Raw genomic sequence first — 12,807 nt, 5'->3', positions numbered from 1 at the left:
CTTCTCCTATTCTAATAAAATTTCTCAAAGTATTTTTCAAGTGTAAATTTAATTTCATTGATAAATTTTATATCATACTGTTTTAATACTTTAGTAAGTTTATTAATGTCTTTGTCATTAATAGAAATAGTAACTTGATTTTGATTTTTATCATTTTTTATAAGTTCAAATTTATCACTAATAAATTTCTGATAATCTTCTTTATTCTTAAATTCAATTTTATAAACTTTATCTTCATTATGTTTAATTTCTTTTGTTGATTTAATATCTATAATTCTTCCATTTTTTATAAGAGCAACCTTATCACAAGTTTTTTCAACTTCATCAAACATATGACTAGACATAAATATTGTCTTTCCTTTTTCTTTTTCTTCATTAATAATATCAATAAATTCAGCTCTCATTAATGGATCAAGACCAGTTGTTGGTTCGTCTAAAATAAGAATTTCTGGGTTTGCCATAAATGCAGCAACAATAGCTGTTTTTTGTTTCATTCCCTTTGACATTCTTTTTAAATTAGCACTTGGATCAAGTTGTAATCTTTTGATTAAATTTTCAGCATAAGACATATCTTTTACTCCAAGTAACTCAGCTTGATTTTTTAGAAAATCCATTCCAGTATGTGCATCAGGGAAATTTATCTCTCCTGGTAAGTATCCAATATATTTTTTAATTTCTGCTGAATTTTCCCAACAATCTAATCCATCTATAGTTGCACTACCCTTTTGTGGTTTTAAAAATCCCATCAAATGACGAATTGTTGTAGTCTTTCCTGAACCATTAGTACCTACAAATCCAAATATCTCTCCTTTTTCTATGGAAAGATTTATGTCAAATATACCTCTTTTATCTCCATAATCTTTTGTTAGATTTTTAATTTGAATCAATGACATTATTTAATCACCCCCTGACTATCTATATTCCTATCGTAAAACTTCATAAAATAATCTTCCAATGTAAATTTAATTTCTGAAATAAATTTCAAATCATAATCTGATACAACATCAAATAAATTATTTATATCTGCATCATTTATTTCAATCTTAACTTGATTTTTATGTTGTTTTACTAAAGTTATATTTAGTTTTTTAGTTTTTTCCATTTCTTCTAAGAAATTTTTAAATTCTTCTTTTATATTAAACTCTATTTTGAACGTCTTTCTTTCATTATGACGTAATTCATTTGCAACAAAAGTTGATATAATTACTCCATCTTTTATTATTGATATTCTGTCACATGTAGCATCTATTTCTGAAAATATATGACTTGATAAAAGAATAGTTTTTCCTCTTTGTTTTTCTTCTTTAATAAATTCAATAAATGTATTTTGCATAATCGGGTCAAGACCACTTGTAGGTTCATCTAATACAAGTACCTCAGGGTCATGCATAAATGCAGTTACAATAGCTAATTTTCTCTTTGTTCCTAAAGACATACGTTTCATAACACCTGATGGATCAAGCTCAAATTTTTCAATTAAGTAATTTGTACGTGACATATCTTTTATACCACGAAGTTTTGCCATCATTTCTATAAATTGTGTTCCAGTTAAGCTTTCTGGTAGTGCAATTTCTCCTGGTAAGTATCCAAGATTTTTTTGAATCTCACTTGTATTTGTCCAGCTATCAAGACCATTTACATAAGTATGTCCCTCTTGAGGCTTAGAAAATCCCATAATATGGCGAATTGTAGTAGTTTTTCCGGCTCCATTTGGTCCTAAAAAACCATAGACTTCTCCTTTTTCAACACTAAATGAAACATCAAATACACCACGATTATGGCCATAATCTTTTGTCAAATGTTCAACTTTTAATACTGTCATATTCTTCTCCTTTCTTTACTAATATCAGTTATTTAATTCATTGTATTATTAATTATTTAATTCATATGGAAAAAACATGTAATTTGATATAGTATATTTATATACTATCGCATACTTATAGATGTATTCAATTTACAGATATGATCAAAGTGTTCATTATTTCTAAATATAATAGAAAGAAGGTGAATAGATTTGAGTCAAAACCTAGACTTAAGAATTACCAAAACAGATAAGATAATTAAAGATGCTTTTCTTGAACTTGCAGATAATATTGGATTCGAAAAGATAACAGTAATTAATTTAACAAAGAAAGCAATGATAAGTAGAACTACTTTTTATTCACATTATAAAGATAAGTATGATTTGTTGGAAAAGTTTGAAAATGAAATTTTAGATGGTATAAAAAACATAGTAACTGATGATTGTTACATCGAAAATATTTTTTCATTTTTAATTAAAATATATCAATATGTTGAAAAACATAAAAAAATTTTTAAAATACTTTTGTGCAATAATATAGATGAATCTTTTTACTTTAAGTTCCATGAAGCTATAAAAACTTTATATAATAAAAATATTGATACAGAAATGATTGAAGTACCTGAAAATTATGCACTAGCTTTAATTATAGGCGTACATACAAGTATTATAAGTGAATGGATAAAATCAGGAATGAAAGAAAGCCCAGAAGAACTTGTATCAATGCTTATCAATGCAATCAAATATCTTTCTAAAAAAAATATATAATCTACTTTTACTTACAAGTATATTATATTAGTTTTCCCAGTTGTTAATCTGAATTTAAATACAAAAAACTGACACCATTAAGTGTCAGTTTTAATAATCCATTTACAGGTCATTTTTATATTAAGATATTGCCTCAGTTACCTTTTCAGTATGTAAAATAAACATTACAAACCTTATAAATGTATAAACCACAAGTATAGTAGCTATAATTGTTTGAATTATAGCAATGTATTTTATCAATGGTATATCATAACCCATATTACCTAAACAAGCTGCAGTCATTTTCATTCCAATTGCACTTATAACAAATGGAAATGTAAAAGCTGCATAACTTGGATAAAAAGGCATTTTTAAATATTTATGTAGTTTAAATAAAACTAAAACATAAATTACTAATGATAAAACTGCTAAAAATCCAATCATTACTACTGATTTTGGTTGAACAGACTGAATATATCCAGCAAGACAAAGACTTACTGGTGCAGTATATATACAAAATAGTGGCTTAGCTGGTTGTGGAACTTCTTTATATTTAATATACCTATTTGTAACTACTACAAGTAATATTAAACAAGAAATAAAACCAAACCAAAATGCCATTGTTCCTATATTTGTTTTTTCAAAAGCTGGAGCTGAAACACTAGCAACAACAATTCCTACATAAACTATATAATAACTGGTAAATACTTTTTTCATATCAAAATTAAATATAAATTCTTTTGTAAAATATATAATTAAAGCTATATGTAATCCTATTGCAAAGCACCAAATATAAGTAGCACTAGGTCCAATATAAGGTTTTATATAAGCAGCTAAAAGCATTAAAGCCATAGGAAAAGTACCTGATACACCGGCCATAATTGGATTTTTCATATCTTCTTTTATCATAGAAGGATATAAAATACACTTAAACATTAATAATAATCCTAGTATTGCAGAAATAAGACCACATACTAGACGAACTGATTCAGAGTAACTTTGAAGTAAATTACCTAAAGCTGCAAATCCAAGCATTACTCCAGCTATTGGAAGTGGTATTTTCTTTATCATTTTTCAACTCCTACGCATATTCCAAAACATCAGTATTAACTAAATTAAGTTCTCTTATTACTATTTCTGCTACTTTTCCAGCAACTAATCCTGTAAAATGTATACATTGTTCTTTATGAGCACCTGCCCCCATATCAAATTCTCTAGTTAGTATACGACAACATAGAGCATTTTTACCATTAGCAACTTTAAACCAATCATGTAATTCTTTTGATAGTTCTAAGTTTTTTTCTACTTTTTGATCGCCTTGTTTAGTACGTCCAAAGAATATACCTAAAGCCATAACTCCCCCAGAAACGGCACCACATAAACATTTAGAACGACCTATACCAACAGGGAATCCAGAAGCCATTGCTATAATTTCTTCAGGTATGTCCAACTCAAAGTTAGAACGAATTGAACTTACAACTGCTTCAGAGCAGAAAAATCCACCACGGTATAATTCTTCAGCATCTTTAGCTACTTTACTTACACTTACTTCTTTTTTTATATTCATAATAAATCCCCCATAAAATTATTTATATCTATCAATAAAAGTATAAATATATAGAAAATTGTAGTCAAATTGTAAATTTCTATATGTAGGTATCTATTATTGGTTATATCTATATACAATATATAGAATATAGAAACTATAGACTTTGATTATATCAGCATCAACTTCACTATTTATAGATTCACTAAAAATTTAATTATAGCAAGACCTAATTTTGATTGGAATTTATTAATCTTTCGAATAATAACATACAATATTTAAATAGATTTATCTCTATTGGATATTTCTAATCTTAAAATAACCATCTTTTCATTTTTACTTAAATTATTTTGAATAGATGTTTCTATTTTATCTTTACTTTTATGAAAGTCACCAGAGTAAGTTTTATATTTTCCATTTACTTTTATGCCCTTTGTAAATCCCATAATTGGAATATCTTCATTTATATTTGAATCTGCATCTTGAGTAAATGCAGCTTCATTATAGTCTGTAGGACAGTAATATTTTACACTTTCAAGTATTTTATTATTTTGAACAATGTGTATTGTCATATCTCTTTTACTTCCACCTTCCATGAAGTTATCATTATAAATTATTTGTAACTTAGGTGTTCCAACAATATCTTTTGACAGTAGTTCTTCAGTGCTTACTTTTTTATCCCCTTCATATAAGTCTGAATATAATTTTATATTATATTCTTTACCTGATTCCAATCTACTTACTTCAATTAACTCTGGACAAATTATATTCATCTTATCTTCTATTTCCATAGACTCGTCACTTCCAGGAGCATATGTATATATATTAAAATCACCACTTGGCTTTTTTCTAAGGGCATTTTCTATATCTTTTTCAAACCCTCCATCATTAAAATAAGTATTAATCTTCTCTTCTATTACTTCAATATTATCCCCTTTTTCAATACCTATAGACATTTGAGAAAACATATACACTAATGTAGTTGGTATAATTGCAATTAGAGCTGCTATTATAGTCACTCCTACAAAAACTTTCTTATTGTTTTTTATTGTTTTCATAATTATTCTACCTCTATTTTATTATTACAATATGGGCAGTATTTCCACTCATTTTTTAATGGACTACCACAAGATTTACACTTCTCTTTTAACTTCCATCCACAGTTTGGGCAAGAAGAAAATTCGCTGGATATTTTCATTTTACAATTAGGACATTTTATTGAAAATGCTCTTGTTACTAATAAATAAACTATCAATGGTAAAGGTAGTAGCATAGGTAAAAATATTGGTGTCATAGCTAATATAGCCCATAATATGCCCCACTTATCTTCTCTTTTTTTACTATCTAAGTATATCCATACAACTTGTCCAATTCCAAATGAAGATATTAAAAAAAATATAATAAACGTAATTAAAATTTGCTTACCAACTATTAACATAAACTTACCTCTCTCTTCTCTATTAAAACTAATGAAACTACTAATAATACGAAAATATATATTTTTATTCCAAGTTGGACTAGATTATTTCCTCCAAATAAAATCACAAATAAACCTTGACCTAAAACTGAAGTAATTATCATTAAAGTAAAACAAATGACTAGTATAAAATGGACCCTTTGTCAAGTACACTAGAAAAAAAGGGTTCTTAAGAAGTTACTAAAAGCTGATTCCTGTATTGCACAGGAGTCAGCTTTTTTAAATTCCACTGGCAACGTTCATTATTGTAATAATCCATGTAATCATCTATCAATATTTTAAGTTCTTCTATTGTTTCACAGCTTTTATAATCAATTTCATCCTTCATATGTCCGAAGAATGATTCTTGCGGAGCATTATCCCAACAATTGCCTCTACGAGACATAGATTGACCCAAGTTATATTTTTTAAGCAATTTTTGAAAGATTGGACTTGTATAATGAGAGCCTTGGTCAGAATGAATAAATGCATCTTTATGTAATTTAAATGACTTTAGTTTAACTAATTTATTTATAGTTTCAGTTACAATATCTATAGCTAAGTTATTAGAAAGATTATAGGCTAATATTTCATTTGTTGATGAATCTTTTATTGTAGATAAATATGCCATCTTATTATTGCCGTACGGCATATATGTAATATCAGTTAACATTACCTTACCAGGTATGTTTTGCTTAAATTCTCTATTTAGTCTATTAGGAGCTACTCTATGCTCCTTTGTAGCCTTAGCAATACGCTTATATGGATTAGCTTTACGTATAGGACAAGTAATATTATATTTTCTCATAATTCTTTGGATTTTCTTTCTATTCATTATAATATTGAATTTATTTTCTAATACCATTTTTATAGACCTAGATCCTTTCTTATATCCACGATAGTTAAATGCTTTTAAGATAATTTCTTTAGATATAAGATCTTTATTTTCCTTTATACTTCTAGTCTTAAAATTATTTAAAAAATTATAGTAACCTGAAGTAGAGATATTAGCAATTTTACATAAATGTCTCGTCATGTTTTTAAGATTGAAACTTTGAATTAAATTTTGTATTAGTCTAAATATTTTAGATGCAGGTATTTTCTTATTTATCACCTGCCTTTCTTGCAGCTCTAACTTTTTTATCAATTCAAGCTCCGCTTTAAGATACTCTATTTCAGCATCTTTCTTAGCAATAATCTCTTCAATAGTTAATTCTCTATTAAGTGTTCTTCCTGAATTTAAAGTCCTAGTATCTTCTAAACCTAAAATACCTTTATCGTTATATGCTTTTCTCCATCTTAGACTAGCAGAATCTATACGTTTAATTCCAATTATATTAACATCAAATCCTGCATCTTCAAAAATAGCTCTTGAAGTTTTCCCATTCTCATATTCAGCAATAAACTGCAATTTAAACTCATTAGTATAAGTTATACCTTTAGCAGTTACATTTTTTACATATTTATTTTTAGATAATTCTAATATCTCTTGTTCTGTAAATATTTTTTTACTCATCTTATAATCACCTCTTAGTTAATATTGTACAAAAAAAGATCCCCTATAGACAGACACGCTTTTTCTCGTGTCCACCATATAGGATCCATTTTAGTAGTCTCTTTCTTCTTTTTTCTTTTATTTTAGATACTTTTTCAACTATAGCTAAAGTATCTATTTCTTTTATATATCCCATTTCTTCTAATTTATCATCATTTAAATAGTCCAATTTACGACCTCCTTTTAGCTTAGTAATTCTCTTAATTTTTTAATAGTATTATGTATTCTAGATTTTGTAGTACCCTGGGATACCTTAAGTATTTATGATATTTCTTCAATTGAATAACCATAATAATGTTTTAAAATAAAAGAGATTCTTTTTTCATAAGGCATGTTTGTCAAATGCCCTAAAGCTTCTTTGAACCTGATATGATTTATCAAATCTTCTTCCCCATCATAACTAGTTTTAAATTCAAAATTATCATGTTCTGTTTTTATTTTGTTTTTTCTAAGATAATTCTTATGAGTATTTATTCCAATTTTAATTAAATAACTGGAAAATTTACTCTCTCCTCTAAACTTAGTTATATTAAGAGAAGCTTTTAACAAGGTATCTTGTACTAAATCTTCTGCTAAATCTTTATCTCCTGTCAACTTTATTAAAAATCCATAGAGCATTTGATAATTATTTTGCAGTAATAAATTTAAGCACTGTTTATTTCCCTGCCTAGCTTTATCTAAAAGCTCTTTCTCTTCCAAAACTGCTTAACACCTCGTCCCATTTTCTAACTTACTATTTTACTATATACTATTAAGACACCTAAAACTAAAAAAAGTTCATTAAAAATTAAAAAAGAAAAAAGCGCCCCCTCAAACCAAGGTAAGCGCTAATTTCTTAATGTAATTTTTAAATTTATTTGATGTCATCAAAACAAAATAAATATCTAGACGTTCTTATCATAACTAATAGTAGTTTCACAATCTAGTAAAAATCCTCCATGAAGTTCTACTGTTCCAACTGGAACTATAATAATATCATTTCTTGATAGATATTCTTCAACCTCATCATTAAGCATCTTTGGTAATATTCTTGTACGCATTTTATCCTCCCTACTTATAAATTAAATAATTTAACTGCGTTTTTATTACAAATATTCTCATAAGATTCTTTATCTAAAGAACCTTCTTCATACTTTTTATCAAGCCAACTTCCAAGTGGAAATTCCATTTCATTATTAACCATATCAGTTCCAAATAATAATCTATCATTATATTTCTTTAAAAAATCTAATCCAAACTCTTCATCACGCATAATAGCACAACCACCACTATTTGCAGATAAATTATAATCTATAAAAAATGAATAATCAGTTTGATGATAAAATCCTTCGCCTTATTTCTAAATACTAAGCTATATTTTAATAACAAAAAAATAGGTCATATGCTCCTACTTTTTATTTTAATTATATTAATATTGTAAATTAATAAATTAAAGCTCTTTATTGTATTTATTCATTATAGTAGACATAAAATATATTTTTTGATACGCATTTTATTTTTATTTGATTTTTAATATATTAGTATTGTATATCAAACCTACTATATAAATTGAAATTTATCTATCTTTCCATTATATAATTTATCAACCTCACACCATTTCTTTCTACAAATTGCTTCTTTACTACTCTATATCCTCGCTTCTCAAAAAATGATTTTGCGGTTATGGATGCGTGCGTTGTAATACGTTCTACTTCATATTTTTTCTCTAATCTATCGCAAAGTGCTGTTGCAACACCAATATTTTGATAATCTTTATGTACATATAATCTATCCAAATAACCTTCATCATCAATATCACCAAAACCAATTATTATTCCATTTTCTTCTGCAATCAATGTATAGTTATTAAAAAAAGATTTATTCCACTCATCAATATCAATATTTCCTGTTGCCCATACATTTAACTGATCCTCTGTATAGTCTTTTGAATTGATGAAATGAACAGTATTATAAAACAAATCAGCAATTTCATTACAATCACTTGATTTATATTCTCTTATTTCCATATCAACTCTCCTATCAAATTACTGTTTATCTATATAATATCAAAATTCTTTTTCTTTCTTATTCTATTAAAATTATGAACTATACTTTTAATAAATACTTTATAACTTTTATACCTAAATACCCTTAATCTAATAAAAACTTCACTCTAAAGATAATCCAATCTTCATCTAGCTCAACATCAATCTCACCATTCATAGACTCAACTAAAAACTTACTTATCGTAAGACCTAGCCCTGAACTATCACTACTTCTTGACTTATCTTTCATATAAAATCTATTAAACAACAAACTTAATTCATCCTTACTAATATCCTCAACATCATTTCTAAACTCAACAATAACTTCATTATCATTTTTTATTAATGACATACAAAAGCTACTCTTACTATACTTAATAGAATTTTGAATTAAATTATTAAAAACTCTTTTTATAGCACCTCCATCTAATTTAACTAATACTGGATTTTTATCTAAATTTATATCAACATAAATATTTTTACTTTCAAAATCATTATAAAATAGCAGTATTTGCTCTCTTAATTCTCTATTGATATCTACAATTTCCATATTTAAATTATAATCATTATTTTCAATCCTACTTAAATCATAAAACTCTTGAATTAAATTCTGAAGAACCTTAGATCTTTTTTGCATAATAGAAATATAATCTTTCTTTTCTTTTTCGCTAATAGTTTCATCATTTATTAATTCCAAATACCCTCTAATTGAAGTTAAGGGTGTCCTTAAATCATGAGATATATTTTCAATTTCTTTTCTAATTTCTTCTTCTCTTTTTATATATTTTAATTTATTTGCTTGCGTATTTTCCAAATATCTATTTATTTCAAATAATAATTTTTCAAAATTCTTGTCTGGATGATTTAATTTAAGCTTCCGATTGCTATCTCTATTTTCAGAAATATATTTAAAGTCTTTAATTGATTTTTTAATATTTCTAGAAAGCAAGAAAAAGCGTGCAGAAAAATACACGCTTGGTATTAATAAAGCTACTAAAATTAGTTCCATTATCTACACGCTCCCTTTTATCTATTTTATTTCTCTTTTCTTAAATAGCATTAAGCCTAGTATATAAAAAATTATTAATCCTACTATTCCAACTATAAAGCATTTTATAAATCCTTCTTGAGAACTCCAGCTCATAATCATTCTTTTACTTTCACTATCAAATGTAGCATTTCCAACCATGTTCCAAGGCATCCACTTTGATATTTTACCTAGTATACTTATTTTACGCCCAGCCATTTCTACTAAATCTGGTATTAAAATAATTATAATTGCCCAAGTTGCAAGTGCACTTCTCTCATCATCAAACATAAAATAAAAACAATGAGCAGCACTAATACTAACTAATAATAATGGAAAACATGCTATTATTGCTTGTATAAAATCTTTTAAATATACCATACCACTATCCTCTAGCATTAAATATGCAGCTATAGCATATGCACTACTAATTAGTACCAAGTTTATTGTACATATTATTACTTCCATTAAAAACTTACCTAAATATATTTGACTTCTTGATATTCCAAATGCAATAGAATTTTTTAATGTATGGTTCTTAAATTCTTGACCATTAATTAATGAAACTAAAAAAATAGATATAATTATTAAAAGCCCCATCATATTATAAAAACTACTAAGAGAAAAATAAGTAGTTCCATAAGGGAAATCAATTTGACTATTTGCATATAAACCTAATGCTACATTTATAAATATTACAAAGGCCATACTTCCAAATAAGAAAATATAATTTCCTTTAGTATTTATATTACGATAACACTCGCTTTTTAGATAATTAAGCATTTTTAACCCCTCCCATCAAAGACATATAATAATTTTCAAGATTTATAGTTTTTTCTTCTAAAGAACTTAATTCAATTCCATTTTTAACTATAAGCTCACTTATCTTTTTTGGGTCTCTATTTATATCAAATATATTTATTACTTTATTAGGTAAAACCTTATAATCACTATAACCTAGCTTTTCTTCTAATAATGCAGTTAACTTATTCACATTATTAACCTTAATCTCTAAATAACTTTTACACTTTTCATTAAGTTCACTTGCAGATATCTCTTTTACTAATCTTCCTTTATTTAAAAATCCATAGCAAGTTGCAATATTTGATAATTCTAATAGTATATGACTTGATATTACTATGGTAATGTTTTTTTCTTTATTTAATTTTAATAAAAGATTTCTAATTTCAATAATGCCTGATGGATCTAAACCATTAATTGGTTCATCAAGGATTAATAACTCCGGTTCATTCATCATAGCAAGGGCTAGTCCTAATCTTTGCTTCATACCAAGAGATAATTGACTAAACTTTTTCTTTTTTACATCATATAAATTTACTTCTTTAAGAGCTTTATCTACTCTGCTTTTTCCAGGTATTCCTCTTTGAATACGATAATACTCCATATTCTTTTCAACAGTAAGATTAGGATAAAAACTCGGTGATTCAATAATAACTCCAGTATGTTTTCTAATCTCACTTAATTCTTTTTCATTTGAAGTTGAAAAAAGTTCAAAGCTTCCACTACTAGCATCTGATTGACCTGCTAATATTCTAAGTAAAGTAGTCTTCCCTGCTCCATTATCTCCTACTAATCCATATATATCTCCCTTTTTTACATTAATACTTACATCTAACAAGGCATCAGAGTTTTTATATTTTTTAGATAAATTATATGTTTTTATAACTTCCCTCATATTTTCTCCCTTCTCATTTAAACATTACTAAACATATCTTAGTAACTAACTTACAATAATAATGATATAAGAAAATTTTTAATAAATATTCAAGAAAGTTTAAAGAAAGTTTAAAGATTTTTATCAATTGTTATTTAATTTAAATCCAATTCCCCATACTGTTTTTATGTATTCTTCATCTTTTGATACTGATTTAATTTTCTTTCTGATATTACTAATATGAACATTTACAGAATTATCTTCTCCATAGTATCCATTTTTCCATACTTGTTCGTATAATGATTCTCTTGAATATACTTTATCAGGATTTTTAATTAAGATACTTAAAATATCAAACTCATAACCCGTTAGATGTATGTCTGTATCATTAACTTTTACTTCTCTACTTTCTTCATCTAAAGTTATATTTTTAAATTTATATACTTTATCTAGCATTGTTTCTGTTTTATACTTTCTATATCTTCTTAGGTTAGAATTTACTCTAGCTATTATTTCTTCTGACTCAAAAGGTTTTGTTATATAATCATCTGCTCCTATATTTAAAACATTTACTTTATCTTTTAGTGATGTTTTTGCTGAAATAACGATTATTGGCATTTCCTTTTCATTTCTAATTTTCTTTATGATTTCTTCCCCACTTATGCCTGGCAGCATTAAATCTAGTAATATTAGACTATATTCAGATATTGAAAGTTGTAATAATGCTTCACTTCCCGAGAAGGCTTGAGTTATTTTATATTGTTGTTTTTCTAATGTTTTACTTATTAAATTATTTATATCTACATCATCTTCTACTACTAAAATGTGTTCTTTACACATATCTATTTCTCCCTAATGTACCTTTTTTATTTTATGATATCATAATTTATATTTACACGCTAAAAAAGATACTAACTATATAGCTAGTATCTTTCTCAGCTTGAATCCTTATAAAGTCATATTCTCCAACTACAAT

At 26.3% G+C, this 12,807-nt stretch carries 17 protein-coding genes; 1 reads left to right on the top strand and 16 read right to left on the bottom strand.

Annotation, left to right across the window (positions count from 1 at the left end; translation table 11 throughout):
• Nucleotides 1-11: 11 nt before the first annotated feature.
• Complete coding sequence (locus tag HF520_RS00760; protein WP_168572213.1) at nt 12-893, bottom strand: ABC transporter ATP-binding protein; 882 nt, start codon at nt 891-893, stop codon at nt 12-14.
• Nucleotides 893-1,822: an ABC transporter ATP-binding protein gene (locus HF520_RS00755; protein ID WP_168572212.1), complete on the bottom strand. Its 930-nt coding sequence runs from the start codon at nt 1,820-1,822 to the stop codon at nt 893-895. Before HF520_RS00755 ends, HF520_RS00760 begins: the two co-directional genes overlap by 1 nt.
• Before the next feature lie 192 nt (nt 1,823-2,014).
• Between HF520_RS00755 and HF520_RS00750 the strand changes: the two genes are divergently transcribed.
• Complete coding sequence (locus tag HF520_RS00750) at nt 2,015-2,569, top strand: TetR/AcrR family transcriptional regulator (protein WP_168572211.1); 555 nt, start codon at nt 2,015-2,017, stop codon at nt 2,567-2,569.
• Between the two features lie 120 nt (nt 2,570-2,689).
• On the opposite strand, the gene HF520_RS00745 is transcribed toward HF520_RS00750, so the two are convergent.
• The 14 genes from HF520_RS00745 to HF520_RS00680 all read right to left on the bottom strand — a co-directional run bounded on the left by HF520_RS00745 (nt 2,690) and on the right by HF520_RS00680 (nt 12,671).
• Complete coding sequence (locus tag HF520_RS00745) at nt 2,690-3,619, bottom strand: TDT family transporter (protein ID WP_168572210.1); 930 nt, start codon at nt 3,617-3,619, stop codon at nt 2,690-2,692.
• A 10-nt stretch (nt 3,620-3,629) separates the two neighbouring features.
• Nucleotides 3,630-4,115 (bottom strand): C-GCAxxG-C-C family protein, encoded by a 486-nt coding sequence (locus HF520_RS00740; protein WP_168572209.1) that lies wholly within the window; start codon nt 4,113-4,115, stop codon nt 3,630-3,632.
• Between the two features lie 257 nt (nt 4,116-4,372).
• Complete coding sequence (locus HF520_RS00735; RefSeq protein WP_168572208.1) at nt 4,373-5,152, bottom strand: hypothetical protein; 780 nt, start codon at nt 5,150-5,152, stop codon at nt 4,373-4,375.
• Nucleotides 5,153-5,154: 2 nt separating this feature from the next.
• Nucleotides 5,155-5,532 (bottom strand): zinc ribbon domain-containing protein, encoded by a 378-nt coding sequence (locus HF520_RS00730; RefSeq protein ID WP_168572207.1) that lies wholly within the window; start codon nt 5,530-5,532, stop codon nt 5,155-5,157.
• 208 nt (nt 5,533-5,740) lie between these two features.
• Nucleotides 5,741-7,066, bottom strand: coding sequence for an IS3 family transposase (locus tag HF520_RS00725; protein ID WP_168572206.1), 1,326 nt, complete (start codon nt 7,064-7,066; stop codon nt 5,741-5,743).
• Nucleotides 7,067-7,109: 43 nt separating this feature from the next.
• Nucleotides 7,110-7,274 (bottom strand): hypothetical protein, encoded by a 165-nt coding sequence (locus HF520_RS00720; protein WP_168572205.1) that lies wholly within the window; start codon nt 7,272-7,274, stop codon nt 7,110-7,112.
• A 92-nt stretch (nt 7,275-7,366) separates the two neighbouring features.
• Nucleotides 7,367-7,804, bottom strand: a complete 438-nt coding sequence (locus HF520_RS00715) for a sigma-70 family RNA polymerase sigma factor (RefSeq protein WP_243155165.1) — start codon at nt 7,802-7,804, stop codon at nt 7,367-7,369.
• 185 nt (nt 7,805-7,989) lie between these two features.
• The gene (locus HF520_RS00710) at nt 7,990-8,145 is read right to left on the bottom strand and encodes a hypothetical protein (protein WP_330586285.1); all 156 of its coding nucleotides are present in this window, start codon (nt 8,143-8,145) and stop codon (nt 7,990-7,992) included.
• A 14-nt stretch (nt 8,146-8,159) separates the two neighbouring features.
• On the bottom strand, nt 8,160-8,357 hold the full coding sequence (locus HF520_RS00705; RefSeq protein WP_207711017.1) for a hypothetical protein: 198 nt from the start codon (nt 8,355-8,357) through the stop codon (nt 8,160-8,162).
• Nucleotides 8,358-8,664: 307 nt separating this feature from the next.
• A complete protein-coding gene (locus tag HF520_RS00700; RefSeq protein ID WP_168572204.1) occupies nt 8,665-9,111 on the bottom strand; it encodes a GNAT family N-acetyltransferase in 447 nt (148 codons plus the stop codon).
• Nucleotides 9,112-9,235: 124 nt separating this feature from the next.
• Nucleotides 9,236-10,138, bottom strand: coding sequence for a sensor histidine kinase (locus tag HF520_RS00695; protein ID WP_168572203.1), 903 nt, complete (start codon nt 10,136-10,138; stop codon nt 9,236-9,238).
• A gap of 21 nt (nt 10,139-10,159) precedes the next feature.
• Nucleotides 10,160-10,939, bottom strand: coding sequence for an ABC transporter permease (locus tag HF520_RS00690; protein WP_168572202.1), 780 nt, complete (start codon nt 10,937-10,939; stop codon nt 10,160-10,162).
• A complete protein-coding gene (locus HF520_RS00685; protein ID WP_168572201.1) occupies nt 10,932-11,852 on the bottom strand; it encodes an ABC transporter ATP-binding protein in 921 nt (306 codons plus the stop codon). The genes HF520_RS00690 and HF520_RS00685 overlap by 8 nt, the downstream gene beginning before the upstream one ends.
• Nucleotides 11,853-11,975: 123 nt before the next feature.
• A complete protein-coding gene (locus HF520_RS00680) occupies nt 11,976-12,671 on the bottom strand; it encodes a response regulator transcription factor (RefSeq protein WP_168572200.1) in 696 nt (231 codons plus the stop codon).
• Between the last annotated feature and the right edge of the window lie 136 nt (nt 12,672-12,807).

Origin of the sequence: Romboutsia sp. CE17 (genome assembly GCF_012317385.1) — a bacterium.
GTDB lineage: Bacteria > Bacillota > Clostridia > Peptostreptococcales > Peptostreptococcaceae > Romboutsia_E.
Note: the sequence above shows the minus strand (reverse complement) of the source record. Positions and strands in the feature narration are given on the sequence as shown.